The sequence below is a fragment of the Gordonia liuliyuniae genome (assembly GCF_021738805.1).
GTDB classification, from domain to species: Bacteria; Actinomycetota; Actinomycetes; order Mycobacteriales; family Mycobacteriaceae; genus Gordonia; species Gordonia liuliyuniae.
Genome location: NZ_JAKKOR010000014.1, coordinates 130,693 through 155,990, shown reverse-complemented (window position 1 = coordinate 155,990; position 25,298 = coordinate 130,693). Strand labels below are relative to the sequence as shown.

Genomic DNA, 25,298 nt, shown 5'->3' with positions numbered 1-25,298 from the left:
ATACGGTCAAACTCCGCAGATTTCGTCCAATTGTTCGGACGAGCTCCTGGTCGGGAGGCTGTGAAGGAGGGTTATCCATCACAGCCTCCCTCTCATACCGGTACCACGTCGATGTAGGTGCCTGCCGCCGCGACGGACGTGAAGACGCCGGTGACCATCACGTAGATTTCGTCGCCTGCCGACACTTCGCGGGTTGTGGTGCGGGTGCCGCCACCTGTCCCCGTGCCGAACTCTGCGCCGACCGCCACACCGTTGTAATAGGCGCGAGCCGACTGCGTGCCCGAGCCAGATTGGGTGACCGACCAGGTGATCGTCGCCGCGCCGCTGCCCTGAACGACCAGCTTCTCCCCCACGATCGTCGCGGGATATGTACTGTCCGACGACCAACCGGTGAGGAGATTCCAGCCCGACGCGCCGATCGTGAAGTTGCTGTTCTTACTCACCCGTTGGCGGTTGAAGGACGCACCAACCGCGACGGCCGGTGTCCTCGCGTCGCCGCTGCCCGACACGGTCGGCACGGGCATGACGTGGCTGGCTCGTAGCGTCGGCACGACGGCCGATACGTTCGACACGGCAGGCCCGGTCACGCTGATGCGATGCCATGCCGACAGTGCGGGCGTCTCGGCGACGGTCGGCGGGTAGACGATCGCCACCGGCACGTCGAGGATCGCTGACACGAAGTACCTCGCGCCCTTCGCTTCGCCGCCGCTCGATACGACAGGCGCTTCGAGCTTCGACGACACGACAAGGTCGGGGTCGGGTGCGGCCGCTGTCGCTGTCGCTCGAGGCACGAACATCAACGCCATGGTTAGGACCGTAACCAGGATCTTCGCGGCTTCGGTGACGACCGATCCGCCGCCGATCGAAAACTCGGCGATTGCGCCGCCTCGGCGATTCTCGGCGATGAGTTGACCTGCGAACACCGCCGGGTGACGTGCTATTGCGCCACCCCGCGAACTCGCGACGGTGTTCAAATCAGCGCGCTCTCAACTTCTGCGTCGAAGCCGCGAGCGCCTCACGAGACCTCTGGCGCAGGCGCACAGAGGTCTCGATGGGCCCGTCAGGTGGCGGTTCGTGCGGGCCGCAACTCCCGCGGGAGCGCGAACGTCAACGTCTCCTCTGCGGTGGTGACGGTCTCGACGTCGTTGAAGCCGTGCTCGGCGAGCAGGTCGACCACACCGCGCACGAGCACCTCGGGCACCGATGCGCCCGAGGTCAGGCCGACTGTCGTCACACCGTCGAGCCACGTCGGATCGATCTCTCGCGCGTAGTCGACGAGGTACGAGGACTTCGCACCGTTCTGCAGCGCCACTTCGACGAGGCGGACCGAGTTGGACGAGTTCTTCGACCCGACGACGATCACCAGATCGCATTTCGGAGCCATCGCCTTCACGGCCACCTGGCGGTTCTGGGTGGCGTAGCAGATGTCGTCCGACGGCGGATCGTTGAGCAGCGGAAACTTCTCCCGCAGCCGCTTGACCGTCTGCATCGTCTCGTCCACCGACAGCGTGGTCTGCGACAGCCAGACGACGCGCTCGGGGTCGCGGACCTGCACCTCATCGACGGCGTCGGGGCCGTCCACCAGCTGGATGTGTTCGGGCGCCTCGCCTGACGTGCCTTCGACCTCCTCGTGGCCCTCGTGGCCGATGAGGACGATGTCGTAGTCGTCGCGGGCGAAACGCTTCGCCTCCTGGTGCACCTTGGTGACCAGCGGGCAGGTGGCGTCGATGGTCTGCAGGCTTCGTTCAGCCGCGGTGCGGTGCACTTCCGGGGACACGCCGTGCGCGGAGAAGACGACGATCGCGCTCTCCGGCACCTCGTCGGTCTCGTTGACGAAGATCACGCCCCGATCGGAGAGGGTTTCGACCACGTGCCGGTTGTGGACGATCTCCTTTCGGACGTATACCGGCGCACCGTGCTTGTCGAGCGCCCGTTCCACGGCCTCGACGGCACGGTCGACTCCCGCGCAGTAGCCGCGCGGGGAGGCAAGAAGGACACGCTTGGATTCAGCCATAACACCAATCGTACGGCTGTGAGAAGCTAAGTACATGAATCGTCCTCCGTACCCCGCTCGTGTGGTCGCCGGTCTGCTGGCCACGACCGTCGAGGAGACCCGGAAACTGCCCACGCGCGTCGTCACGCTGCCGATGTCGGCGGTCAGCTCTGCACTGCAGGCCGGGATGCGTCTGCAGCAGAACATCGCCGAACTCGCCATCAAGGGCGACGACGTGCTCGCGCCGATCTTCGACAAGGCCGAAGAGCAGCCTGCGTGGGCGACATTCGACGAAGACGACGATGACACGCTGCCGCCCGCGCCTGCGAAACCGGCGGCGGCGAAGGCCATTGCGGTCACGCCGGAGGCAGCCGAGCCCGTCGCAGTGAAGCCGGCCGCTGAACCAGTCCGGACGGAACCCGTCCAGACGGAACCAGTCCAGACCGAACCCGCGGCCGAGCCTGGTGCGGGTCGGTTCGCGCTCTACAGTTCGTCGACCGCCGACGTCGCGCCCGGTGCGACCGAGGCCGCGCCCGCTGCGTCGTCGTCGCCCACGGGGCCGCAGATCGTCGTCGACCTCGACTACGACACGTTGACGCTCGCCCAGGTGCGCGCCAAGGTCCGTTCGCTGTCGCTCGCCGATCTGCAGGCGCTCGCCGAGTACGAGCGCGCCAACCGCAACCGGTCGCCGTTCGTGACGATGATCGACAACCGCGTCGCCGCCGAACAGAAGAAGGCCGACAGCGCCCAGTGATGTCGGGATCAGGCCAGTGATGTCGGGATCAGGCCAGTGACGTCCGGATCAGGAGGTCAGACGCCGGCGAGTTCGGCCGACGCGCCGTGGCCGGTGCGCACGCTCAGCTTCAAACTCGGTGAATGGATTCACCGACTGGGGCAGGTGTGGGTGGAGGGTCAGATCACTCAGATCAATGCTCGCCCGGGCACCCGCACCGCGTTCCTCACGCTGCGTGACCCGGCAGCCGACATGTCGATCTCGGTGACCTGTGACCCGAGCATCCTGCGGCGCAGTCCCGTTCCGTTGACCGACGGGACACGCGTCGTCGTCTGCGGACGGCCGAACTTCTATTCCGGGCGTGGCACGGTGTCGTTGCGGATCACCGAGATCCGGCCGGTCGGCATCGGTGAACTGCTGGCTCGGATCGAACGGCTCCGCGGGCTGCTCGCTGCCGAAGGGCTGTTCGACGCGCGCCGCAAACGACCGCTCCCCTTCCTCCCGCACACCGTCGGACTGATCTCGGGGCGCGCCAGCGCCGCCCAGCGCGACGTCGTCGCCGTCGCCGAACAACGGTGGGCTGCGGTCCGTTTCGACATCCGAGACACACCGGTCCAGGGTCCGACGGCGGTCCCCGCAATTCTCACCGAGCTCGCGGCGTTGGACGCCGATCCGCGTGTCCAAGTGATCATCATCGCGCGCGGCGGCGGCAGCGTCGAAGACCTGCTGCCGTTCTCGGACGAGACGCTGCTGCGCGCGGTGTCGGAGTGTTCGACGCCGGTGGTCAGCGCGATCGGGCATGAGCCGGACAGTCCGCTGCTCGATCTGGTGGCCGACGTGCGCGCCGCCACCCCGACCGACGCCGCGAAACGCGCCGTCCCGGACGTCACCGCGGAGCTGGCTTCCATCGCGTCGCTGCGGGAGCGCAGCGCGCACGCTCTGCGCAACTGGGTGCACCGTGAGCAACGTGTCCTCGACGGACTGCTCGCCCGGCCGGTGCTGGCGCGGCCGCTGTCCATGATCGACAGTCGACAGGAGCGGGTGGACGCGGCTCTCGTCGACGTGCGACGCAGCGTCCGACATCTGGTGACGGTGGAAGAGCACCGGAACTCGCAGCTCGCCGCTCGGCTGGCGACGCTCGGCCCCGCCCAGACGTTGGCGCGCGGCTACGCTGTGGTGCAGCGCACCGACATCGACCATCCGCACGCTGTGGCGAGCGTCGACGACCTGCCCGCGGGCGCGCACGTGCGCATCCGGGTGGCCGACGGCTCGGCGTTCGCGAGCATCCGTGAAGGAGACGACGCATGACCGAACCCGCCCCCGTCGACGAACTCGCTTACGAGGACGCGCGAAACGAACTGTCGGAGGTCGTCACCGCGCTCGAGCGCGGCGGCCTCGGTCTCGACGAGTCACTCGCCCTGTGGGAGCGCGGCGAAGCGCTCGCCGCCCGCTGCACCGCCCATCTGGAAGGCGCCCGCAGCCGTATCGAAGCCGCGCTCAACCCCTCCGACGAGGACGACTGACCGGGCCAGCTAGCCCGTCGGCATCGGCCGGTCGGCTGCGAGGGGTTTCGCCGCGAGGACCGCTTCGGCGAGAGTCTGCATGGAGTCGTCCTTGCCGCGGCTCTTGACACCGATCCGGACGTTGCCGAGATCGACGATCCACGCCTTCTGGTGTTCGAGGTTCTCGTAGGTGACCCACATCTGGCCACCGATGTCGCGGGTTCCGTTGCCGGAGGTGTCGTCGCCGAGGAGTTTGCGCATCAAGGATTCTTCGGTGGCGTCGGTCTGTGTGAGTTGGACGTAGGCGCCGCCGTCGGTGATCCAGCCGACGTTGCTGGAGATCGTCTCGGCGATCTCCTGGGTTGAACCGGAATTGGCCTGCCAGTCGTTCGGCACCTTCGGGTCCCGGATCGGGAAGCCCATGGTGTTGGCGTCTGCGCGGAGCCCTTCGGAGACGTCGAAGTGCGGGATGTTCTGCTCGGTGGCGTCCGACCCGAAACCCCAACTGCAGCTGCCTGCGACCCCGGCGACGACGAGGACGATCACGCCCAGGGCGATGAGCGACCAGATGAGGTCCTTGCCGTCTTGCAGGATCCTGGGTTTGTCGGCCATGCCTGCCATTATCCATCAGCACCGGCGGCACCCTGAGGCGCGGGTCGTCGACTGTGCGTGAAAGAATGTCCAGGTCTGAGTTGTGCCTAACGAGCGGAGACCCATGTCGACGAAGCAAGCCCCCGACCGCAATCTCGCGATGGAACTCGTCCGCGTCACTGAGGCCGCAGCTCTCGCGGCCGGACGCTGGGTGGGTCGCGGCGACAAGAACGGCGGCGACGGTGCCGCGGTCGACGCGATGCGCGAACTCCTCTCCACTGTCTCGATGCGCGGCACCGTCGTCATCGGTGAGGGCGAGAAGGACGAGGCGCCGATGCTGTACAACGGCGAGGTCGTCGGTAACGGTGAGGGCCCCGAGGTCGACGTCGCAGTCGACCCGATCGACGGGACCACGTTGATGGCGGAGGGCCGGCCGAACTCGATCGCGGTCATCGCGGTCTCCGAGCGCGGCACGATGTTCGACCCGTCCGCGGTGTTCTACATGGACAAGATCGCAGTCGGGCCGGCGGCCAAGGGCGCCATCGACATCAACCAGTCGGTCGAGTGGAACATCAACTCGGTGGCTGCCGCGAAGGGCATCGACGTCGCCGACATGACCGTCGTCGTCTTGGACCGTCCGCGTCACGCCGATCTGCTCTCGCAGATCCGCGAGGCGGGCGCGAAAATCCGGCTGATCTCCGACGGCGACGTCGCGGGCGCGGTCGCCGCCGCAGGCGATTACAGCACCGTCGACATGCTGATGGGCATCGGCGGAACCCCCGAGGGAATCATCAGCGCGGTCGCCATGAAGTGCATGGGCGGCGAGATCCAGGGCAAGCTGTGGCCGACGGACGACGCCGAACGCCAGAAGGCGATCGACGCCGGACACGACCTGGACCGCGTGCTGACCAACGACATCCTGGTCGGCGGCGAAAACTCCTTCTTCTGCGCGACCGGCGTCACCAACGGCGACATGCTCCGCGGCGTCACCTACCGCCCGAACGGCGCGACGACGCGTTCGCTCGTCATGCGCTCCCGGTCGGGCACCATCCGCACCGTCGAGGCCGTCCACCAGACGTCCAAGCTCCGCGAGTACGCGCGACTGGACATCTAGTCCTCCTCCTCACCGCACGTTGACACAGCCGTGGGCCCCGGTCGAGTGACCGAGGCCCACGGCTGTCCTCTCGAGTCGCCTACCGTGCGTGCGTGAGTTCGGCGACCTGGCCGTCGAGCATGCGGACCACCTCGTCGGCGTCGTCGAGCGCCCGCATGTCGTGGGTGACGAACAGCGCGGCCACGTCGTGCTCGGACACCAGGCGCACGAGAAGGTCGATCATCTCGGCGGCACGGTGCGAGTCGAGAGCCGACGTCGGCTCGTCCGCGAGCAGCACGGCGGGCTCCCCCATCAGGGCGCGGGCGATGTTCACGCGCTGCCGCATACCGCCAGACAACTGACCGGGACGACGGTCCACCGCATCGGCGAGCCCGACCTCGGCGAGTAGATCCCGGGCACGAGCCCGGTGGCGGCTCGGCCGACCCCCGGCCAGGTGGACGGGCAGGAGGACCTGTTCGAGCGCGGTCAGATCGGGCAGCAGGTTGTCGTGCTGGAACACGAAACCAACCTGTTCACGGCGCAGTCGCGCACGGTCCTCTGCGTCGAGGTCCTCCACCGTCGCGCCTGCGACCTCCACATGACCGGAGTCGGGGGTGATGAGCGTTCCCGCCACCGAGAGGACGCTGGACTTGCCGCAGCCGGACGGGCCGGTGAGGCCGACGAGGCGACCGCGGGGCACGGAGAGGCTGACGCCGTCGACGGCCAGCACGCGGTCACGGTCGCCGTCCGGGTAGGTGAGTGTGACGTTGTCGAGTACGAGAGACATCGGTAACTCCTTGCTGAGAAGTGGATCGAGGGAGAAGTCAGCGGTTGAGTGCGGTGAGCGGGTCGACCTTGACCAGCGGTCGTAGGGCGACCGCCGCACCCGCCAGTCCGAGTACTGCCATGCCCGCGAGCAGCGCGATCATCGACCACGCATCGAACGCGATGGGCACGGTGCCCGAGGCGATCGCGGCGCCGATCGCGCCGACTCCCCCGCCCGCCAGCAGGCCTGCGAAGAGGACGACGGCGGCTTGGCCGAGCCCGTCGCGAATCAGGTAGTTGCGGCCGGCGCCCATGGCGCGGACCACCGCGAGCGAACGCACCCGTTGGCCCGTCCACACGGCGAAGAAGCCGCAAACGACGATCGCCGAGATCGCCAGCAGGAGTCCCTGAATGAGCAGCAGCGACGAATGCTCGGACTTGTAGCCCGGGACGAGCGACACCGCGTCGCCGTGCGAGGTGGCGACCATCCCTCCCGGCGCGGAGGCGGCCGCTGTCAGCACCGCGGACGCCGCGTCCCGGCCCGTCGCCGACACCCACGTCGAATACGGCATGCGGATCACCGGGGTGTGTGCGTACTTGCCGGTGTCGGCGACGTCGTCGACGCGGACCTTCTCGGTACCGACGACCACGGTCGATCCGGCCGAGAGTCCGAGCGACGCCGCGGTCTCGGAGTCGACGGTCACCTCGTCGGTGTCGCTGAATCCGAACGCCGCTGCGGCGGCCGCACGGCCGTCTGCGGTGACGCGTGTGGTGGCGACGCCGAGGACCGTCGCCTGCGGGTCGTCGTCGCGGACGTGCCCGACCGCTGCGTCGTCGACGCGGCTGTCGGTCAGGCTCGACGCCTCTCCGCCGGCAGCCGCCTGCGTGATCACCGTGTCGCCGGGCAGTGCACGTACCGCCGACGTCGATTCCGCATCGAGTCCCGAAGTCAACGCCGACAGCATGACCACCATCAGAGACAGCAGTGCGATCACACCGCTGATCAGTGCGAATCTTCCTTTGGCGTCACGTATCTCGCGCCAGCCGATATACACGTCGAATCCTCCTGAGAGCTGCTCGCCCAGCAGTTCGCCGGGACTACTCAAGCTTGTCGTGCAGCCCCCTCCCCCGGCATCGCCCCGGATTCCCACTTTCGGCTCCACCTATCGGCGACGCGGCATCCATCGAAAGGTGTAGACGTCGCAGCCCGCACCGGATCACAGCGATACTGGGAGGCATGGCCGACGATCGCAGCACCGACCGCTACGCCGAATGGGCGGGGCACATCCTGTTCACGACGCTGATGATCGTCGGCGTCGCCAGGACGGTCGCCGACGACGGAACGCATGCCCTCACCCTCGTGTGCGCAGGCCTGTTCGCCGCCTGGTATGCGATCGGCGCGGTCTGGTCCGCCCGCGGCCGAAGCGATCTGGTGATCCCGTGGGTCCTGATCTTGACGGCCGGCTGGATCGGGCTCTCCGTCGTGTCGTCGGACTTCGTGTGGATCGCGTTCGTGGTGGCCATGCTGTGCTGGCATTTCCTGCCGCGCGGTGTGGCCGTCGCCGTCGCGGTGGTGATCGCGGCGACCGCGGTGACCACGGTGCGTGTCGACACCGGCGGGTTCACCGTCGGCGGCGTGATCGGCCCACTCATCGGCATCGCGACCGCGGTCGCGGTGACCGAGGCGTTCGGCCGGATCACGACGATGGTGGTCGAGCGCGACCGACTCGTCGACGAACTGATCGCGACACGGGAACAACTCGCCGAGCGTGAACGCGACGCCGGTGTACTGGCCGAACGTGAACGTCTCGGCGGCGAGATCCACGACGGCACCGGGCAGTCGCTCGCCAGCATCATCATGTTGCTTCGGGCGGCGACGTCGCCGTCGACGTCGCCCGAGCAGCGCGCGTCGCAGACTGCGACGGCACTCGAGACGGCACAGACCGCACTCGCCGAGTCCCGGCGTTTCCTCCGCGGTCTCGACGGACCGCAGTCGCCCGCCGAAGGGCTGTCCGGAGCGCTCGCCGAGCAGGTCGCGGCGCTGTCGCACGACGGAGTCCCCACCGTCTTCGCCGAGCACGGTGTCCCGGGGTTACTGCCCGAACCGGTGCAGGTCGCGCTGCAGCGGACAGTGCAGGAGGCGCTGCTGAACGTGCGACGCCATGCAGGCGCCCGGTCGGCCGCCGTCACCCTCACGCACCTGCCGGGCGAGGTGCACCTGGACATCGTCGACGACGGAGTGGGCATGGACCCGGACAATCCGTCGCCAGCCGGTGACCACACTGCGGGCAGCGGGTTCGGCCTTCGCGCGATGCGCGCCCGAATCCGCTCGTGCAGTGGGGAGCTCACCGTCGAGTCGACGCCCGGCGACGGCACGACGATCCACGTCAACGTCCCGATCGAAAGGCACTGATGATCCGCATCATGATCGTCGACGATCACCCCGTGGTCCGCGCGGGTCTGCGCGCCGTATTGGGGGCCGTCCCCGACTTCACCGTCGTCGCCGAGGCCGCAGCCGCAGCCGAATCCGTCGAGATCGCGTCGACGATCGGTCTCGACGTGGTCTTGATGGACCTGCGGCTGCACGGTGCGGATCCGGCCGCGGACGGGGTGTACGCGACTCAGGCGATCCGTGCGCTCGCCGATCCGCCGCAGGTGCTGATCGTGACCACGTACCAGTCGGACGCCGACATCGTGCGCGCCGTCGAAGCCGGTGCCGTCGGCTATCTCCTCAAGGACGCGTCGCCCGACACGTTGATCGGCGCCATCCGGTCCGCTGCCGCCGGTGAGACTGTGCTAGGCCCGGCCATCGCTGCCAAGCTGCTGACCCGCGTCACCTCACGCGAAGCGCCCCTCACCGCGCGGGAACTCGAGATCGTCCAGAGTCTCGCCGACGGCGGCTCCAATCGAGAGATCGCTCGCAAGATGTTCATCTCGGAGGCGACGGTCAAGTCGCATCTGGTCCACATCTTCGACAAGCTCGGCGTCAACAGCCGCACGAAAGTCCTTGCCGCGGCGCGGGAGCGCGGTCTCATCCCGTAAGTGGTGCCGGGCCCGGCCGGCCCAGCGTACCCTCGGCCCATGACTGAGATTTTCCCGGAGAACTGGTCGACCGCTCTCGTCCTCGTCGCCCACCCCGACGACCCGGAGTACGGGATGGCGGCTGCCGTCGCCCGGTGGACGTCGCAGGGCAAGCGAGTCGTGTACGCGCTCGCCACCAGCGGAGAAGCGGGAATCCAGGGCATGCCGCCCGCGGAGTGCGGCCCGCTGCGCGAAGGCGAGCAGATCGCGTCGGCGGCAGTGGTCGGTGTCGACGAGGTCGAGTTCTGGGGCTTCCCCGACAGCGAGATCTTCAATACCCCCGAGCTCCGCGCAAAAGTCGCCGAGACCATCGAGCGCGTCCGGCCCGACATCGTCCTCAGCTTGTTCGGCGGCCCAGAATGGGTGCCCGGAGTGCCCAACCAGCGCGATCACATGCAGTTCTCCGATGCGGTCGTCGAAGCGTTCGATGCGCTGGAGACCGCGCCTCGCGCACTGTTCTGCAACGGACCGAACATCACGCACGCCGCCGACGTCGAAGGATTCACCGACACCGCGATCCGCGCACTCGAATGCCACCGCGTCTACCTGGAGGTCCTCGACCCACAGACGCCCGTCGTCGAGCAGGCGACGTTCCAGGTCGACCGCGGCACCGGCCCGATCGACGATTTCGACGCCGCTCGCGCCTCCGGATTCGAGCTCCTGCGCGGCACCGCATAGCGACAGAAAGCCCCGAGGCCGCACGCGTGATCGCGTGCGGCCTCGGGTCGCTGAAGGGTCGGTGCGGCGTCAGCTGCCGCTGGGGATGAGCGAGCGCAGAGTGTCCGGGAGCAGCGCGGCGAGGTTGCCGAGCAGGCCGCCGAGGACGTCACCGTTCGGGCTGGTCTCGGCCTTCGGAGCCTGATCGGGCGCGTCGACGTTCACGCCGATCGTAACCTTCGGGTTCTTCGCCGGGTCGAGCCACTTGAGGATGTTGACCATCGTCTGGCGCTCGGTCGCGACGCAGCCCCACGTCGGCTCGCCGTTGTCGACGTGCAGGAAGATCGCGGACGCGTCGCCCGGGGTGCGCGTCGGATTGTGGTTGATGTTGACGGCGTAGTCGTACACGGGCCCCATGTCGTACAGGTTCTCGCTGTCGCCGCCGGGGCTCTTCGCCTGCTGGACGTGCTGGTTGTAGGTCGGCGACTTCGGGTTCGCATCCCACCAGTCCTGCTGGTTCGCCTGGAAGTACGGCATCTTGGTGCCCGGATTCGCCTGGCGGCCGAAAGCCTGGTCGAGCGGGAACGTGCCCTGCGGCGTGCGGTACACGTTGTCCTGCGCCTTACCCATGCCCTTCTCGCCGAGGTACGCCTTCACCGGACCGATTCCCTCGGCCGGCTTCCACACGCCCTCCGCGTCTTTCTCGAATCCGGTGAGCGTAGCGGTCTGCGACGACGCGACCGGCGCGGTCACGACGATCATTTGGCCGGTGTTGTCGACGGCCTTACCGGGCGCCGACGGCACGCCGGGGATCTGGAAGTTCTTCAGAATGCCATCGATCAGCGACGTCACGTCGGTGTTCGGTGTGGAATCGGGCGTCGTCGGCGCGGCGGACGCCTGCCCGGTTCCGACTACCAGAGCGACGATACTCGCCACCACCAGCAGCCCCACTTGCCACATTCGCCTCATCAGTAACTTCAGCACCACCCTAGTGTGCCAGCGGTTATGGACACTCCGCCACCCTGCGAGAGCATCGTCACCTTTCCGCAACGCGATGACCGGCGGCTATGGTCGGAGTCATGACCACCCCTCCCCCTCCCCGCTGGATCACCGACACGGACCCAGGACACAGCGAGTGGTACATCGAGCGTTTCCGCTCGATGGCCGCCGACGGCGCGGACCTGTTCGGCGAAGCCCGACTCATCGATGCGATGGTGGCCAGGTCGTCGCGGATTCTCGATGCCGGATGCGGGCCCGGCCGCGTCGGCGGATACCTACACTCGGTGGGACACGACGTCGTCGGCGTAGACGTCGATCCCGTCCTCATCGAGGCCGCGATGACCGACTACCCGGGACCGGACTGGCAGGTCCACGACCTGGCGACTCTCGACCTCCCCGCGAACGATCGGTCCCGCCGCGAGTTCGACGCGATCATCTGCGCGGGAAACGTACTCGCGTTCGTCGCACCCGACACCGAGGCGCTCGTGCTGAACCGACTCGCCGACCACCTCGCCGACGGCGGCTTCATCGCCGTCGGTTTCCACACGGAGAAGCTGCCGATTGACGCGTTCGACGCCGCACTCGCCGAAACCAGCCTCCGACTGGACCTCCGACTGTCCACGTGGGACGTCCGGCCGTGGCACGACGACGCCGACTTCGCGGTGTCGATCCTGCGGCGCGCGTGAACCTACACCGGACAGCACGGACATTCACCTATCGGGCACTGCACGTCCTGTGCGGTGTAGGTCGCCACCGCACGTCGACTTGTGGATAGTCATCAGAGATTCCCCAGATGCCGACCAATGTCCGATTAGTACCTATCTGATCGGCGTCGTCATGCCACGGTGCTGGCATGGAACCGATTCCGGCAGGTGTGTACCCGACCAAGAGCCTGCGCCAGACGCTTGGCCCGGCAGCAGTCGCACGACTGATCAGAGAGGAGAAGGCCGAACCGATCCGGAAAGGCTGGATCAGGGTCGGCAATGCTCCGGCGGACCAGGTCCTCGCGGTGAAGCGTGGCGGTGTCCTGAGTTGCGTGTCCGCACTGAAGAGACACGGAGTGTGGGTCCCGGAGGACATCGATCTGCACGTTCGCGGAAATCAGTGGGCGACCCGCAACCGGAAGGGTCCGTTCTGTCGACGCTTCGGACGCCCCGAACCCGAGTACGGCGCGATAGACGACGTTCCGACCGCGCTCACCTATGCGGCCCGCTGCCTCGACGCCGAGGGTTTCGTCGTGGTGTGCGACTCGATTCTCCATCTGCGCCTGATGACGTTCGATGAGATCGAGTACCTGTTTCGGGCTGCGCCCGGATGCCTCCAACGGCTGCTGTCGATGCTCGACGCCCGGGCCGAGTCCGGCCCCGAGTCGATGATCCGCTTCCGACTCCGCAACAAGCACGTGAAGCTCGACATCCAAGTGCAGATCGACGGAGTCGGACGAGTCGACATCCTCGTCGGAGAATGGCTGATCATCGAGATCGACGGCTACGAGTACCACGGCGGCAAGCCGATGTTCACGCGCGACCGCATCCGATTCGCGGACGCGCACCTCCGTGGATATACGCCGCTCGCGTTCAGTTACGAACAAGTGGTGTTCGACCGAGCCGCAACCAACCGTCGGATCATGACCGCGATCCGCAACGGCGCGCACCTGCGACCCTCCCAGCTCGCACGACCTACACCGCTCAGCCCGGACATCGATCGATAGACCAATGTCCGGGCCGAGCGGTGTAGGTTACGGCGACCCGGGTGCGAACTCCTCCAGCATGTCGGTGACGAGGGCCGCGATCGGCGACCGTTCGCTGCGGGTGAGCGTGACGTGCGCGAACAACGGGTGTCCCTTCAGCTTCTCGATCACGGCGGCGACACCGTCGTGCCTGCCGACGCGCAGATTGTCGCGCTGGGCGACGTCGTGTGTGAGCGCCACCCTCGACCCCGACCCCAACCGGGACAGGACGGTGAGCAGCACGTTCCGCTCGAGCGACTGTGCCTCGTCGACGATGACGTACGAATCGTGCAGGGAGCGGCCGCGGATGTGCGTGAGTGGGAGCACTTCGAGCATGCCGCGGGAGAGCACCTCGTCGATGACCTCGGTGGAGACGAGCCCCTCGAGTGTGTCGAAGACGGCCTGCGCCCACGGCCCCATCTTGTCCTGCTCGCTGCCGGGCAGATACCCGAGGTTCTGTCCGCCGACCGCGTACAGCGGCCGGAACACCACGACTTTCCGCTGCGTGCGACGTTCCAGGACTGCTTCGAGTCCGGCGCACAGGGCGAGCGCCGACTTTCCGGTTCCTGCCTTGCCGCCGAGGGAGACGATGCCGACCGACTCGTCGAGCAGCAGATCGAGAGCGACGCGCTGTTCGGCGGACCGGCCTCGCAGACCGAACACTTCCCGGTCGCCGCGGACCAGCTGGACCTGTTTGGTGTCGGTGACCCGGCCGAGCGCGCTGTTGCCGGCGCCGACGAGGCGGACGCCGGTGTTGCACGGCAGGTCACGTGCGTCGTCGACGTCGACGACGCCGTCGGCGAACAGGGTGTCGACGTCGGAGTCGACGACATCGAGCTCGGCCATCCCGCTCCACCCGGAGACGACGACGTCCTGGGCGTGATACTCGTCGGCGGCGAGTCCGACGGCTCCCGCCTTGACTCGCAGCGGCGTGTCTTTGGAGACGAGGGTGACGTCACGGCCTTCGGCTCGCAGGTTGAGCGCGCAGGCGAGGATCCGCGAGTCGTTGGTGTCGTTGCGGAACCCGGCGGGCAGCACCGCAGGATCGGTGTGGTTGAGCTCCACCTGGACGGTCCCGCCGTCGTCACCGACCGGCAGCGGTGCGTCGAGCCGACCGTGTTCGACGCGCATGTCGTCGAGCAGACGGAGGGCTTGGCGTGCAAACCAGCCGAGTTCGCTGTGGTGGCGTTTGCCCTCGAGTTCGCTGATCACGACCAGTGGCAGAACCACATGGTGCTCTGCGAAGCGAGTCACTGCCCACGGATCGGAGAGCAGGACAGAGGTGTCGAGGACGTAGGTGCGTGCGGTCACGTCTGGCTCCTTGGCGCCGTGCGGCTCCCGCACGGACCGAGTGTCTCCGGCCGGCCGGTTCGTGCCGTGCAGCCTGTAGTTCAGGCCGCGTAGGCGAGGACCGGGGCCGGTCCTCTCGTGACGTGATCGTCCACGAATCGAACCTCCCGAACGAACCGCTTCCCCACGGCCCGTCACGACCCAACGTACGCCGCGTCACACCACGAACCTGTCAACGCAGCTCTGCGTGTCAGTGAACGTCCGGTTACTGAGTCGTGTCCGGGCTTCGTGTCAGAACCGGACGCGAAGAGCCCACAGGTCGACGTCCCGTGGGACATCGACCTGTGGGCTCGGTACGTTGTTCAGCCGGCTCAGTGGCCTGCGGCGCGCTCCAGGATCCGGGCACGTGCGGCCTGCGCTTCGTCGCTCAGGCTCTGCAGACTCTCGAGTTTGAGTTCCTGTGCGAGCTTGGCGGCGATGGCGGCGTCGGACGCGACGTCTTCGAAGTCGCTGATGTATTCGCGTTGCGCATCGAAGTCGGCGATGTCCGAACCGATGTGCTCGATGCCCGCTAGGGCCCGGTCGACGGCGAGGACTGTCGCCTCCTGGTCGGCGACGGCACCGGCCATCAGGTACGCCTGGAACATGGCGGCCTGCGCGGCGTCGTCGGTCCGGATCTTCTCCAGGATGGTGACGAGGTCAGGATCTTCGGCGTACTCGATCAGGTTGGTGATGAAGTGCGCGCACTGGTTCTCGTGGACGGCGAGGATCGCGAGAACGTCGAGCGGGCCGAGCCCCTCGATGCCTTCGGGAGTCTGCTTCCATCCGGCGACGACATGGATGCGACGCCGGTTCTCCGCGTCGACCGGATCCATCGCGCGGGTCACGACGAGGTAGTCGCGCAGCACGATCGAATGCCGGTTGTCCTCGGCCGTCCACACGCCGATCAACTGCCGCCAATCCGAGAACGGCGGGAAGTGGATCGAGAGGACCCGGTGGATCGACGGCAGGTTGTCTTTCGTCAGCAGCAGCGCGAGCAGGCCTGCGGCCGCGGTCGGCGACAGCGTCTCCTGACCGGGCTCGAAGTCCTCGCCGCCGAGGAACGCGAAGTTGCGGCCCTTGTCCCACGGAACCCAGTCGCCCGGGTTCCAGTGCAGGGCTGCTTCCGCATGTTCTTCGGCGATCTCGGGGAGCGCCTTCTCCAGTGCGGTGATCAACTCGTCTTCACTAAGTACTGGCACGTGAACCACCCTAATCGACGTTCGACGGAAACCGGTTATCGGCGATCGGGTTACCGACCGCTCATCAGACCCCAGTCCTCGAGTCCATCGTAGAGCGGGAAGTCGAGGGCCAGCGCGCTGACGCGGGCGCGGAGGGCGGTGACGTCTGCCGACTTGCCTGCCGCGAGCGCGGTCCCGATGATGTCGGCGACCTCGGCGAACTCGGTGTCGCCGAAGCCGCGAGTGGCCAGCGCCGGGGTGCCGATGCGCAGACCGGACGTGACCATCGGCGGGCGCGGGTCGAACGGCACCGCGTTGCGGTTGACGGTGATGCCGACCTCGTGGAGGAGGTCCTCGGCCTGCTGCCCGTCGAGGTCGGAGTCGCGCAGATCGACGAGCACCAGGTGGACGTCGGTGCCGCCGGTGAGGACGGTGACGCCAGCCTTCGCGGTGTCGTCGGCAAGGAGGCGATCGGCGAGGATCTTGGCGCCCGACAGGGTGCGACGCTGACGCTCGGCGAACTCCTCGGTGCCCGCGACCTTGAGTGCGACGGCCTTAGCGGCGACGGCGTGCATGAGCGGACCGCCCTGCTGGCCCGGGAAGACCGCCGAGTTGAGCTTCTTGGCCCACTCCTTCTTAGCGAGGATCATGCCCGAGCGCGGGCCGCCGAGAGTCTTGTGGACGGTGGTCGAGACGACGTCGGCGTGCTCGACCGGGTTCGGATGCAGTCCGGCGGCGACCAGGCCCGCGAAGTGCGCCATGTCGACCCACAGGTAGGCGCCGACCTCGTCGGCGATCGCCCGGAACGCCGCAAAGTCCAGGGTCCGCGGGTAGGCCGACCAGCCGGCGACGATGACCTTCGGCTTGGCGTCGAGGGCGATCTTGCGCACCTCGTCCATGTCGATGCGGAAGTCTTCCTTGCTGACCCCGTAGAAGGCGTTCTCGTAGAGTTTGCCCGAGAAGTTCAGGCGCATACCGTGGGTGAGGTGCCCGCCGTGCGCGAGGTCGAGCCCGAGCAGCGTCTCGCCCGGCTCCATGAGTGCCTGCAGGACAGCGGCATTGGCCTGCGCACCCGCGTGCGGCTGGACGTTTGCGAACTCGGCGCCGAACAGTTCTTTGGCCCTGTTGCGCGCGATGTCTTCGACGACGTCGACGTATTCGCAGCCGCCGTAGTAGCGGCGTCCCGGGTAGCCCTCGGCGTACTTGTTGGTGAGCACGCTGCCCTGCGCCTGCAGGACGGCGCGCGGCACGAAGTTCTCCGAAGCGATCATTTCGAGGGTGTCGCGCTGGCGGGACAACTCGCCGTTCATGGCGGCAGCCACATCGGGGTCGAGATCGGCCAGGGACTGCGTGAACAGGCTCATGATCTTAGTCTAAATCGACAGTTCGGTACGAAGAACCGCAGGGGTGAGAGGTTCGTCGAGCAGTCGACCGAATCGTGCGAGCCGAGCGCCCGGCGCGTCGTCGAGCCACAGCCCGAGCAGTTGGTATCCCTCGACATATGTGGAGATGTAGGCGCGCCACAGCGGCGAGGTGAGGAACCGCAGTTGTTGCCGTGCGCGGTCGGGGTTAACCAGCAGCCACTGCTGCAGGAAGGCGGCGACGGTGTCTGCGTCGGCGTGCGTGTCGTGCAGGAGGAGCGCGGCGTCCTGCCGGACGGTGAGCAGCCCCGCAGTCGCGGCCGACACTGCACGAGCCTTCTCGGCGTCGAACCGCAGACCGAAGTCGGCGTAGATCTCGGCGGCCCACTCCTGCCAGGTGCTGCTCATCGCGGCGGCGAGCGCGTGGTCGGCGAGGCCTTCGGCCATCAGACACTGCGGTGTGTTGACGAGGAAGATCTGGTGTTCGAGCTGTCCGGTGCCGACGAGTCTCTGTTCTTTTCGGCAGTGTTCGGTGTGGTGGCCGGGGTACGCCTCGTGCGCGATCAGGCCGGGCAGCCCCGACAGATGCTGCGGCAGGTCGGTGTTGACGGCGACGGTCGACCGGTAGTCGCCCAGGTAGTAGTTGAAGCCCGACCACGGCTTGTCGGAGACGACGTCGAAGTCCACGACTTCGCTGGCCGGGATCGGGAACTCGGCGCGAACGACGTCGCGCAGGCTGCTGGCGAACGCGGCGATCAGCGGTTCGGTGAGCTGCGCCGGGATCTCCTCTGCTCGGCGGTATCGCTGGTACTCGTCGCGGAGGGCGTCGCCAGTCGCTCCCGGCACCCCGAGTGCTTCGGCGAGGTCGGCGTGCGCCTGCCGGTAGGTCGCGGGGTCGGCGGGCGCGATGTCGACGTCGAAGTAGGCGCGCACCTCGTCGACGAAGCCGACGTCCTCCCCCGCGAACTTGCGAGCCGAGCATTCGAGCGCCCGGACGTGGGAGCCGACGAACTCGGCGCGGTCGGCGGGCAGCCCGTCCGGCAGTCGACTCAGCAGTCCGCGCGCTCGGGCAGCGAGATCGGCGGGGTCGGGCCGCGTCGCGTTCTGCACGTCGGCGCGCAACGCCGGGTCGCCGGTGTACGCGTCGACGAAACCTTCTTCGAGCCGGTCGAATGCCAGCCCGATACGGAGGTATTCGACGACCGGGTCATCGGACGAGCGCGCGGGGACAGTCATGCGACACAGGGTAGTTGCCTACACAGTGCCGGGCATGTCGCACTCATCGCCCGCGCTGTAGCGTTACTCCAATGGCGCGCCATTCCAGTGACCGCGACCCCGGCCTGTACCTCGAACTCGACCGCAAGCAGTGGCGTGAACTGCGGCAGTCGATGCCGATGGTGCTCACCGAGGCGGAACTCGAAGAGCTCGTCGGCCTGGGTGAACAGATAGACCTCACCGAGGTCGCCGAGGTCTATCTGCCGATCTCGCGTCTCATCCACATGCAGGTGGAGGCACGCCGTCGCCTGTTCGCGGCGACCAGCACGTTCCTCGGCGAGCATCAACGCAACCGTCAGGTGCCGTTCGTCATCGGCATTGCGGGCAGTGTCGCGGTCGGCAAGTCGACGACGGCGCGCGTCATGGCCAAACTGTTGTCGCGCTGGGAGACTCACCCGAAGGTCGACCTGGTGACGACCGACGGTTTCCTCTACCCGACCGCGGAGTTGGAGCGGCGCGGCATCATGCACCGCAAGGGCTTCCCCGAGTCGTACGACCGGCGCGCGCTGTTGCGATTCGTCACCGAGGTCAAGTCGGGCGCATCGCTGGTGACGGCTCCGGTGTACTCGCACGTCAGCTACGACATCGTGCCGGACGCGTTCATCGAGATCCGGCAACCCGACATTCTGATCGTCGAAGGCTTGAACGTCTTGCAGACCGGTCCGACGCTGACCGTCTCGGACCTCTTCGACTTCTCGATCTATGTGGACGCGAAGACCTCAGACATCGAACGCTGGTACATTTCGCGTTTCCTGCAGATGCGCAGTACCGCTTTCCAAAACCCGAACTCGCACTTCCATCACTACGCGTCGTTGACCGACCAGCAGGCCAAGATCGCGGCCCGCGACATCTGGACGTCGATCAACCGCCCGAACCTCATCGAGAACGTCCTGCCGACGCGGCCCCGCGCGACGCTGGTCCTCCGCAAGGACCGCGACCACTCGATCAACAAGGTCCGTCTACGCAAGCTGTAGCGGGCGGCCTCTGTCGCGACTGGTCGAGCTTCTATCCGGCCGTGATCGCCGCGACCGCAGCTCCGGTCGCGGCCACCAAGTCGGCGGGCGACAGTTCGACCTCCAGCCCGCGCCGCCCGGCACTGCACAGGATCGAGTCCCACAGGACGACGGTCTCGTCGACGACGGTCGGCAGTGCTGTCTTCTGCCCGACGGGCGAGACGCCGCCCAGGACGTACCCGGTGGCGCGGGAGGCTTTCGCAGCGTCGGCCATGACCGCCTTCGACGCACCGAGCACGCGGGCGACGGCCTTCAACGACAGTTTCCCCGGCACGGGCGCCACCGCGACACCGAACCCGTCGCCGAGATCGACCACGAGTGTCTTGAAGATCTGGTCGGCGGCGAATCCCCGCGCGGCCATCGCCTCGACGGCTTCGGCGCCGTAATCGGTGCTGCGGCGATCGTGGGTGTAGCTGTGGACCGTAAAGTCGATGCCCGCCTTCTCCAGCGCGGCGATCGCAGGGGTGGACGCGCTCACTTGCCGAATCGGCGGTTGCGGGCGGCGTAGTCGCGCAGTGCGCGCAGGAAGTCGACACGACGGAACTCGGGCCAGTACGCGTCGGTGAACCAAATCTCCGAGTACGCGCTCTGCCACAGCAGGAACCCGCTCAAACGCTGCTCGCCGGACGTGCGGATCACCAGGTCCGGGTCGGGCTGCCCGGACGTGTACAGGTTGGCGTCGATTCCGGCGACCGACACGGCTTCGATCATCTCGGCGGGGGTCGCACCTTTGGCTGCGGCTTCGGCCAGCAGTTTCTGCACGGCGTCGACGATCTCTTGACGCCCGCCGTAGCCGACGGCGACGTTGACGTTCATCCCGGAGAGTCCGTCGGTGCGCGCCGACGCGTCACGCAGACGGTCGGCGACCGGCGCGGGCAGACTGTCGAGGTTGCCGACGATCCGCACCCGCCAGTCGCCGTGCGAGATCTCGTCGACGATGTCGGGGACGATCTGCATCAGCGCGTCGAGCTCTTCGGACTCGCGCGACAGGTTTTCCGTCGACAGGAGGTAGATGGTGACCCCGCCGATCCCGAGTTCGCTGCACCAGCTGAGCATGTCCGCGATCCGCTTGGCTCCCACGCGGTGCCCGTGGCTGACATCGTCGAAACCCGCTTCGCGCGCCCACCGGCGATTGCCGTCGCAGATGATGGCGACGTGCCGTGGCATCCGGTCCGGATCCATCAGCTGTACGAGTCGACCCTCGTAGACTCGGTACATGCCACTTCGGAGAGCGTCGGGAAGCAGTTTCACGTTGGCGATGTTACGCGTGGAGCAAGTTACCGACGCGAAACTTACGGTATCGTAGGTGTCATGATGGACCTGTCCGACGCCGAGCAGCCCGCCCCGGCCGCCGCCCCTGAGCTGGACGTCGCCGGCAGGCCACGACTACGCGGAGTGATCCACAAGTACTCGTCGGTGATCGCCGCCGCCATCGGCGTGATGCTGATCGTCGGCACCGCGATGCTGCGCACCGTCGGACCGCTCGTCTCGGTGATCGTCTACGTAATCACGATCTGCGCCCTGTTCACGGTGAGCAGCGTCTACCACCGCGTCAACTGGACGTCGCCCGCCCACCGGGTCGCGATGAAGCGGGCCGATCACTCGATGATCTTCGTGTTCATCGCGGGCACGTACACACCGTTCTGCATGATGGGGCTGGACAGCCCCGCCCGCTGGTGGGTGCTCGGCATCGTCTGGTGCGGCGCACTCGCTGGGGTCACGCTGAAGCTGCTGTGGCCGGGCTCGCCGCGCTGGCTGGGCGTGATCCTCTACATCCTGCTCGGCTGGGTGATCGTCGCCGTCCTGCCCACCCTCGTGCACAACGTCGGGGTGCCCGTCCTGGTCCTGCTGGCCGTCGGCGGCGTCTTCTACAGCATCGGCGGCGTACTGTTCGCGCTGCGCTGGCCCGAACCGTGGCCGGGGACCTTCGGCCACCACGAGGTGTTCCACGCCTGCACCGCGGTAGCCGCACTGCTGCACTACATCGCCGTCTGGCTGGTCGTGCTCGGCTGAGCCACACTGCCGTCTCCGGCCGAGGTTCCCGTATGCTCAGCGCGTGCCCGTACCCGCCAACCAGGTCCCCGCGCGGATGCGCGGCGGAATCGTCGGCGGGGCTTGCGCACTGACCGGGATCGCGGCGCACGCCGCCGCCCAGGGAATGCTCCCGTCGACGTCGACACTGCTCGTCGTGATCGGGGCGGCAGCCGCGATCGGCACCACCGTCGCCGCGACGCCCCGGCTCCCGAATCTCGCCGCGCTCATCGTCGGGCAGGGCGCCGTTCACCTTCTGCTCGTCCTCTTGTCGGGCCACCACCATGATCTGATTCAGCCGTCGATGGCGGCGACCCACGCTCTCGGCACCCTGGCGGCACTCGCTGCGATCGCCGCGCTCGAAGCACTCGCGTCGACACTGCGTGACGTGATCGTCGTGGTCGTCTCGCTGCTCACGTACCGCGGCATGCGCCGCTCGACGACTCGACCCACCGTGGTCCCCGAGGTCGCCGCCCCCGTCGTCCACCTCCATCTGGGCGCCGTCGGGCTCCGAGGGCCACCCGTTCGCTGAAGCTCTTCGACTCACCGGATCGACATCGTCGATCCGGCAGGCTGCTATGGCTCTCGACTGCACTCGATCGATCCAGCAGCCTGACGACACTTCACGCGAAAGGCTCTCCTCACCATGTCTGCATACCGGCGTGCGGGTACCCGCATGCTGCATCGACTCCACTTCTACGCGGGTGTCCTCGTGGCCCCGTTCCTCCTCGTCGCGGCGGTGACGGGCGCGTTGTACGCGCTGTCGCCGTCGATCGAGAACGTCGTCTACCGCAGTCAGCTGCACACGTCCGAGACCGGGCAGCCGACGCCACTGGCCACCCAGGTGCACTCCGCGCAGACGACCCTGCCCGACCTCACCGTGACCGCCGTCCGACCGCCCGCCGAGCCGGGCGACACGACTGCGGTGATCTTCGACGATCCGACGCTCGGCGAATCGGTGCGCCGCGCCGTCTTCGTCGACCCGATCACGGGCCAGACGCTCGGCGACCTCCCGGTGTACGGCAGCGGTTTCGCCCTACCCGTGCGGCAGTGGCTCGACCGTCTGCACCGCGACCTGCATCTGGGCGACGTCGGCCGGCTGTACAGCGAGCTCGCCGCGTCGTGGCTGTGGGTGATCGCACTCGCGGGCCTCGTCCTCTGGTTCACCCGCACTCGGACCAAGCGACGGAAGACGGGCCGAGCCCGAACGGTCAGCAGGCACCAGACGATCGGCGTGTGGATCGCCGCCGGACTACTGTTCCTGTCGGCGACAGGACTCACCTGGTCGACCTACGCGGGAGAGAACGTCACCGCGTTGCGCAGCGCGCTGAGCTGGACTAATCCCGCCACGAACACCGCGCTGCCGGGCAGTGCGGCCCCCGCGCCGTCCGGTGGAGAGCACGCGGGCCACGGCGGTGGCGTGACCCCGGCGGGCGACACGGCAGCGGCCGTCCCGAAGATCGACGCGGCCCTCGCCCTGGCCAGATCCGCAGGATTGGGGGACGGCGTCGAGATCACTCTCCCGGCCGACGCCTCCACCGCGTTCACCGTGGCCGAAGTGCGCCGTGCCTGGCAGGTCTCCCCCGATGAGGTGGCCGTCGACCCGTCCACCGACTCGGTGGTCTCCGAGAACCGCTTCGCCGACTGGCCGCTGGCCGCCAAACTCGCCACCTGGGGCATCGCGCTGCACATGGGCCTCCTGTTCGGCGTCGCCAATCAGGTCGTGCTGTTCGTGCTGATGATCGCGCTGATCACGATCATCGTGCTCGGATACCGCGCCTGGTTCCAGCGGCACGGCAAGAACTCGAGAGTCGGGAAGGCCCCGACGTCTGGCGCGCTGCGCGACGCCCCGCTCGGCATGAGCGTTGCGGTAGCCGCGGTCGCCGTCGCGGTCGGCTGGTTCATCCCGCTGCTCGGCTGGCCGCTGCTGGCGTTCGTGGTCATTGACGTGGCAGTGGGCGCGTACCGGTCCCGACGCGCCCCGCAGCCGCCGCCCGCCCGCACGGAGTTGGAGACGTCCACTCACTGATCGAGGCCGCAAACCTACACCGCTCAGCGCCTACGACACCGTCACGGCGACGTGTCCCCTCAGCGGTGTAGGTTTGCGCACCCACCTTGACCAGCATTGTGACCTGAGTCTCATAGTGAGACGTGAACACTGCGGTTCAGCCACTTGAATTGCTCCTACCACGTCAACCGAAGTCGACATCCCGGTCGGCTTCGCACAATGAGGAGGCGCACTTTGAGCAGGCAAAGCCTTACCAAGGCTCATGCAAAGATCACCGAATTGTCGTGGGAACCGACCTTCGCCACCCCGGCGACACGATTCGGCACCGACTACACATTCGAGAAGGCCCCCAAGAAGGACCCTCTCAAGCAGATCATGCGCTCGTACTTCCCGATGGAGGAGGAGAAGGACAACCGCGTCTACGGCGCAATGGACGGCGCCATCCGCGGCAACATGTTCCGCCAGGTCCAGGAGCGGTGGCTCGAATGGCAGAAGCTGTTCCTGTCGATCATTCCGTTCCCCGAGATCTCGGCAGCCCGCGCGATGCCAATGGCCATCGACGCCGTCCCGAACCCCGAGATCCACAACGGGCTCGCCGTCCAGATGATCGACGAGGTGCGGCATTCGACGATTCAGATGAATCTGAAGAAGCTGTACATGAACAACTACATCGATCCCGCCGGGTTCGACATCACCGAGAAAGCGTTCGCGAACAATTACGCTGGCACGATCGGCCGGCAGTTCGGTGAAGGATTCATCACCGGTGACGCGATCACCGCGGCGAACATCTACCTGACGGTCGTCGCCGAGACCGCGTTCACCAACACCCTGTTCGTCGCGATGCCGGACGAGGCTGCCGCCAACGGCGACTACCTCTTGCCGACGGTGTTCCACTCGGTGCAGTCCGACGAGTCGCGGCACATCTCGAACGGCTACTCCATCCTCCTGATGGCGCTGGCCGACGAGCGTAACCGCCCGCTCCTCGAACGCGACCTGCGGTACGCGTGGTGGAACAACCACTGCGTCGTCGACGCGGCGATCGGCACGTTCATCGAGTACGGCACCAAGGACCGCCGCAAAGATCGCGAGAGCTACGCCGAGATGTGGCGTCGCTGGATCTACGACGACTACTACCGCAGCTATCTTCTCCCGCTGGAGAAGTACGGCTTGACCATCCCGCACGATCTGGTCGAGGAGTCGTGGAAGCGCATCACCGAAAAGCACTACGTGCACGAGGTGGCCCGCTTCTTCGCCACCGGCTGGCCCGTCAACTACTGGCGGATCGACGCCATGACCGACGCCGACTTCGAGTGGTTCGAAGAGAAGTACCCGGGCTGGTACAGCAAGTTCGGCAAGTGGTGGGAGAACTACAACCGTCTCGCCTACCCCGGCCGCAACAAGCCAATCGCGTTCGAGGACGTCGGCTACCAGTACCCGCACCGGTGCTGGACCTGCATGGTGCCGTGCCTCATCCGTGAGGACTTGGTCGAGGACAAGGTGGACGGCCAGTGGCGTACCTACTGCTCGGAGACCTGCCGGTGGACCGACACGACAGCCTTCCGCGGTGAGTACGAGGGCCGGGACACCCCGAACATGGGTCGTCTCACCGGTTTCCGCGAATGGGAGACGCTGCACCACAACACCGATCTGGCCGACGTGGTGAGCAACCTCGGCTACGTCCGCGACGACGGCAAGACCCTCATCGGGCAACCGCATCTGCACCTGGACGATCCGAAGAAGCTGTGGACGCTCGACGACATCCGCGGCATCACGTTCCAGAGCCCGAACGTCGTGCTCAACGAGATGAGCGACGAGGACCGCCAGAAGCACTTGGACGACTACCGTGCCGACACGGTGGCCGCCGAGTACTACTCCCGCGCCTGAGCGCGCACCGGCGACGGTGTGGGTGTGTCCGCTCCCGCCCACACCGTCGCCCCCTCCGCAGACATGTCAGACT

The 25,298-nt window shown here is 67.3% G+C and carries 26 protein-coding genes; 14 read left to right on the top strand and 12 right to left on the bottom strand.

The genetic code is table 11. The features are described from left to right. Positions 1-92: 92 nt before the first annotated feature. Both L5G33_RS19135 and L5G33_RS19130 read right to left on the bottom strand, forming a co-directional pair. Positions 93-923 carry a hypothetical protein gene (locus tag L5G33_RS19135; RefSeq protein ID WP_236999769.1) on the bottom strand — a complete coding sequence of 277 codons (831 nt, stop codon included), beginning with the start codon at positions 921-923 and terminating at the stop codon, positions 93-95. 137 nt (positions 924-1,060) lie between these two features. Further along, positions 1,061-2,050 carry a 4-hydroxy-3-methylbut-2-enyl diphosphate reductase gene (locus L5G33_RS19130; protein WP_372476938.1) on the bottom strand — a complete coding sequence of 330 codons (990 nt, stop codon included), beginning with the start codon at positions 2,048-2,050 and terminating at the stop codon, positions 1,061-1,063. On the opposite strand from L5G33_RS19130, the gene L5G33_RS19125 reads away from it, so the two are divergent. Genes L5G33_RS19125 through L5G33_RS19115 form a run of 3 tightly spaced genes read left to right on the top strand, consistent with a single transcriptional unit; the run spans position 2,049 to position 4,249 of the window. Continuing rightward, positions 2,049-2,747, top strand: coding sequence for a lipid droplet-associated protein (locus L5G33_RS19125; protein WP_236999767.1), 699 nt, complete (start codon positions 2,049-2,051; stop codon positions 2,745-2,747). The two genes, L5G33_RS19130 and L5G33_RS19125, sit on opposite strands and share 2 nt — an antisense overlap. A gap of 36 nt (positions 2,748-2,783) precedes the next feature. After that, positions 2,784-4,034 carry an exodeoxyribonuclease VII large subunit gene (gene xseA / locus L5G33_RS19120; protein WP_236999766.1) on the top strand — a complete coding sequence of 417 codons (1,251 nt, stop codon included), beginning with the start codon at positions 2,784-2,786 and terminating at the stop codon, positions 4,032-4,034. Then, a complete protein-coding gene (locus L5G33_RS19115) occupies positions 4,031-4,249 on the top strand; it encodes an exodeoxyribonuclease VII small subunit (protein WP_236999765.1) in 219 nt (72 codons plus the stop codon). Before xseA ends, L5G33_RS19115 begins: the two co-directional genes overlap by 4 nt. 9 nt (positions 4,250-4,258) lie before the next feature. Here the strand turns inward: L5G33_RS19115 and L5G33_RS19110 are convergent, their stop codons facing one another. Beyond that, positions 4,259-4,840, bottom strand: coding sequence for a DUF4245 domain-containing protein (locus tag L5G33_RS19110; RefSeq protein WP_236999764.1), 582 nt, complete (start codon positions 4,838-4,840; stop codon positions 4,259-4,261). A gap of 103 nt (positions 4,841-4,943) precedes the next feature. Between L5G33_RS19110 and glpX the strand changes: the two genes are divergently transcribed. Beyond that, complete coding sequence (gene glpX, locus L5G33_RS19105; RefSeq protein ID WP_236999763.1) at positions 4,944-5,933, top strand: class II fructose-bisphosphatase; 990 nt, start codon at positions 4,944-4,946, stop codon at positions 5,931-5,933. 79 nt (positions 5,934-6,012) lie between these two features. Here glpX and L5G33_RS19100 read toward each other — a convergent pair whose 3' ends face one another. Together L5G33_RS19100 and L5G33_RS19095 are read right to left on the bottom strand one after the other, a co-directional pair. Further along, positions 6,013-6,699 carry an ABC transporter ATP-binding protein gene (locus L5G33_RS19100; RefSeq protein ID WP_236999762.1) on the bottom strand — a complete coding sequence of 229 codons (687 nt, stop codon included), beginning with the start codon at positions 6,697-6,699 and terminating at the stop codon, positions 6,013-6,015. A gap of 37 nt (positions 6,700-6,736) precedes the next feature. After that, positions 6,737-7,783 carry an FtsX-like permease family protein gene (locus L5G33_RS19095; RefSeq protein ID WP_236999761.1) on the bottom strand — a complete coding sequence of 349 codons (1,047 nt, stop codon included), beginning with the start codon at positions 7,781-7,783 and terminating at the stop codon, positions 6,737-6,739. 131 nt (positions 7,784-7,914) lie between these two features. Between L5G33_RS19095 and L5G33_RS19090 the strand changes: the two genes are divergently transcribed. From L5G33_RS19090 to L5G33_RS19080, 3 genes are read left to right on the top strand one after another with little or no spacing between them, the layout of a single operon-like run. Beyond that, positions 7,915-9,090, top strand: coding sequence for a sensor histidine kinase (locus L5G33_RS19090; protein ID WP_236999760.1), 1,176 nt, complete (start codon positions 7,915-7,917; stop codon positions 9,088-9,090). Next, complete coding sequence (locus tag L5G33_RS19085; RefSeq protein WP_236999759.1) at positions 9,090-9,719, top strand: response regulator; 630 nt, start codon at positions 9,090-9,092, stop codon at positions 9,717-9,719. The genes L5G33_RS19090 and L5G33_RS19085 overlap by 1 nt, the downstream gene beginning before the upstream one ends. A gap of 39 nt (positions 9,720-9,758) precedes the next feature. Continuing rightward, positions 9,759-10,436 carry a PIG-L deacetylase family protein gene (locus L5G33_RS19080; protein ID WP_236999758.1) on the top strand — a complete coding sequence of 226 codons (678 nt, stop codon included), beginning with the start codon at positions 9,759-9,761 and terminating at the stop codon, positions 10,434-10,436. A 69-nt stretch (positions 10,437-10,505) separates the two neighbouring features. Here L5G33_RS19080 and L5G33_RS19075 read toward each other — a convergent pair whose 3' ends face one another. After that, positions 10,506-11,375 (bottom strand): L,D-transpeptidase family protein, encoded by an 870-nt coding sequence (locus tag L5G33_RS19075; RefSeq protein ID WP_236999783.1) that lies wholly within the window; start codon positions 11,373-11,375, stop codon positions 10,506-10,508. 119 nt (positions 11,376-11,494) lie between these two features. On the opposite strand from L5G33_RS19075, the gene L5G33_RS19070 reads away from it, so the two are divergent. Both L5G33_RS19070 and L5G33_RS19065 read left to right on the top strand, forming a co-directional pair. Next, the gene (locus L5G33_RS19070; protein ID WP_236999757.1) at positions 11,495-12,100 is read left to right on the top strand and encodes a class I SAM-dependent methyltransferase; all 606 of its coding nucleotides are present in this window, start codon (positions 11,495-11,497) and stop codon (positions 12,098-12,100) included. Between the two features lie 167 nt (positions 12,101-12,267). Beyond that, on the top strand, positions 12,268-13,125 hold the full coding sequence (locus L5G33_RS19065; RefSeq protein ID WP_236999756.1) for a putative endonuclease domain-containing protein: 858 nt from the start codon (positions 12,268-12,270) through the stop codon (positions 13,123-13,125). A gap of 27 nt (positions 13,126-13,152) precedes the next feature. Here the strand turns inward: L5G33_RS19065 and phoH2 are convergent, their stop codons facing one another. The 4 genes from phoH2 to L5G33_RS19045 all read right to left on the bottom strand — a co-directional run bounded on the left by phoH2 (position 13,153) and on the right by L5G33_RS19045 (position 18,250). After that, on the bottom strand, positions 13,153-14,454 hold the full coding sequence (gene phoH2 / locus L5G33_RS19060) for an RNA 5'-3' helicase PhoH2 (RefSeq protein ID WP_236999755.1): 1,302 nt from the start codon (positions 14,452-14,454) through the stop codon (positions 13,153-13,155). Positions 14,455-14,804: 350 nt separating this feature from the next. Further along, positions 14,805-15,674: an acyl-ACP desaturase gene (locus L5G33_RS19055; RefSeq protein ID WP_236999754.1), complete on the bottom strand. Its 870-nt coding sequence runs from the start codon at positions 15,672-15,674 to the stop codon at positions 14,805-14,807. A 50-nt stretch (positions 15,675-15,724) separates the two neighbouring features. Further along, positions 15,725-17,017, bottom strand: coding sequence for a serine hydroxymethyltransferase (gene glyA, locus L5G33_RS19050; RefSeq protein ID WP_236999753.1), 1,293 nt, complete (start codon positions 17,015-17,017; stop codon positions 15,725-15,727). Positions 17,018-17,026: 9 nt separating this feature from the next. Then, positions 17,027-18,250, bottom strand: a complete 1,224-nt coding sequence (locus tag L5G33_RS19045; RefSeq protein WP_236999752.1) for a DUF885 domain-containing protein — start codon at positions 18,248-18,250, stop codon at positions 17,027-17,029. A gap of 71 nt (positions 18,251-18,321) precedes the next feature. Between L5G33_RS19045 and coaA the strand changes: the two genes are divergently transcribed. Further along, on the top strand, positions 18,322-19,263 hold the full coding sequence (gene coaA, locus L5G33_RS19040; RefSeq protein WP_236999751.1) for a type I pantothenate kinase: 942 nt from the start codon (positions 18,322-18,324) through the stop codon (positions 19,261-19,263). Between the two features lie 31 nt (positions 19,264-19,294). On the opposite strand, the gene L5G33_RS19035 is transcribed toward coaA, so the two are convergent. Together L5G33_RS19035 and L5G33_RS19030 are read right to left on the bottom strand one after the other, a co-directional pair. Continuing rightward, the gene (locus tag L5G33_RS19035; RefSeq protein ID WP_236999750.1) at positions 19,295-19,780 is read right to left on the bottom strand and encodes an aminoacyl-tRNA deacylase; all 486 of its coding nucleotides are present in this window, start codon (positions 19,778-19,780) and stop codon (positions 19,295-19,297) included. Beyond that, positions 19,777-20,553, bottom strand: a complete 777-nt coding sequence (locus L5G33_RS19030; protein ID WP_236999749.1) for an isoprenyl transferase — start codon at positions 20,551-20,553, stop codon at positions 19,777-19,779. The genes L5G33_RS19035 and L5G33_RS19030 overlap by 4 nt, the downstream gene beginning before the upstream one ends. Before the next feature lie 60 nt (positions 20,554-20,613). Between L5G33_RS19030 and trhA the strand changes: the two genes are divergently transcribed. From trhA to L5G33_RS19010, 4 genes are all read left to right on the top strand, one after another. Further along, on the top strand, positions 20,614-21,315 hold the full coding sequence (gene trhA, locus L5G33_RS19025; protein ID WP_236999748.1) for a PAQR family membrane homeostasis protein TrhA: 702 nt from the start codon (positions 20,614-20,616) through the stop codon (positions 21,313-21,315). A 43-nt stretch (positions 21,316-21,358) separates the two neighbouring features. Continuing rightward, on the top strand, positions 21,359-21,865 hold the full coding sequence (locus L5G33_RS19020; RefSeq protein ID WP_236999747.1) for a hypothetical protein: 507 nt from the start codon (positions 21,359-21,361) through the stop codon (positions 21,863-21,865). 114 nt (positions 21,866-21,979) lie between these two features. Then, on the top strand, positions 21,980-23,362 hold the full coding sequence (locus tag L5G33_RS19015) for a PepSY-associated TM helix domain-containing protein (RefSeq protein WP_236999746.1): 1,383 nt from the start codon (positions 21,980-21,982) through the stop codon (positions 23,360-23,362). A 213-nt stretch (positions 23,363-23,575) separates the two neighbouring features. Then, positions 23,576-25,225, top strand: coding sequence for an aromatic/alkene/methane monooxygenase hydroxylase/oxygenase subunit alpha (locus L5G33_RS19010; protein WP_236999745.1), 1,650 nt, complete (start codon positions 23,576-23,578; stop codon positions 25,223-25,225). Positions 25,226-25,298 lie beyond the last annotated feature (73 nt).

What these genes read in the sequence shown, in the direction of transcription:
- L5G33_RS19125 (WP_236999767.1), top strand. Translation starts at nt 2,049, where the DNA reads ATGAATCGTCCTCCGTACCCCGCTCGTGTGGTCGCCGGTCTGCTGGCC.
- L5G33_RS19130 (WP_372476938.1), bottom strand. Translation starts at nt 2,050, where the DNA reads ATGTACTTAGCTTCTCACAGCCGTACGATTGGTGTTATGGCTGAATCC.
- L5G33_RS19115 (WP_236999765.1), top strand. Translation starts at nt 4,031, where the DNA reads ATGACCGAACCCGCCCCCGTCGACGAACTCGCTTACGAGGACGCGCGA.
- L5G33_RS19110 (WP_236999764.1), bottom strand. Translation starts at nt 4,840, where the DNA reads ATGGCCGACAAACCCAGGATCCTGCAAGACGGCAAGGACCTCATCTGG.
- glpX (WP_236999763.1), top strand. Translation starts at nt 4,944, where the DNA reads ATGTCGACGAAGCAAGCCCCCGACCGCAATCTCGCGATGGAACTCGTC.
- L5G33_RS19100 (WP_236999762.1), bottom strand. Translation starts at nt 6,699, where the DNA reads ATGTCTCTCGTACTCGACAACGTCACACTCACCTACCCGGACGGCGAC.
- L5G33_RS19090 (WP_236999760.1), top strand. Translation starts at nt 7,915, where the DNA reads ATGGCCGACGATCGCAGCACCGACCGCTACGCCGAATGGGCGGGGCAC.
- L5G33_RS19085 (WP_236999759.1), top strand. Translation starts at nt 9,090, where the DNA reads ATGATCCGCATCATGATCGTCGACGATCACCCCGTGGTCCGCGCGGGT.
- L5G33_RS19080 (WP_236999758.1), top strand. Translation starts at nt 9,759, where the DNA reads ATGACTGAGATTTTCCCGGAGAACTGGTCGACCGCTCTCGTCCTCGTC.
- L5G33_RS19075 (WP_236999783.1), bottom strand. Translation starts at nt 11,375, where the DNA reads ATGTGGCAAGTGGGGCTGCTGGTGGTGGCGAGTATCGTCGCTCTGGTA.
- L5G33_RS19070 (WP_236999757.1), top strand. Translation starts at nt 11,495, where the DNA reads ATGACCACCCCTCCCCCTCCCCGCTGGATCACCGACACGGACCCAGGA.
- L5G33_RS19065 (WP_236999756.1), top strand. Translation starts at nt 12,268, where the DNA reads ATGGAACCGATTCCGGCAGGTGTGTACCCGACCAAGAGCCTGCGCCAG.
- glyA (WP_236999753.1), bottom strand. Translation starts at nt 17,017, where the DNA reads ATGAGCCTGTTCACGCAGTCCCTGGCCGATCTCGACCCCGATGTGGCT.
- L5G33_RS19045 (WP_236999752.1), bottom strand. Translation starts at nt 18,250, where the DNA reads ATGACTGTCCCCGCGCGCTCGTCCGATGACCCGGTCGTCGAATACCTC.
- coaA (WP_236999751.1), top strand. Translation starts at nt 18,322, where the DNA reads ATGGCGCGCCATTCCAGTGACCGCGACCCCGGCCTGTACCTCGAACTC.
- trhA (WP_236999748.1), top strand. Translation starts at nt 20,614, where the DNA reads ATGATGGACCTGTCCGACGCCGAGCAGCCCGCCCCGGCCGCCGCCCCT.
- L5G33_RS19015 (WP_236999746.1), top strand. Translation starts at nt 21,980, where the DNA reads ATGTCTGCATACCGGCGTGCGGGTACCCGCATGCTGCATCGACTCCAC.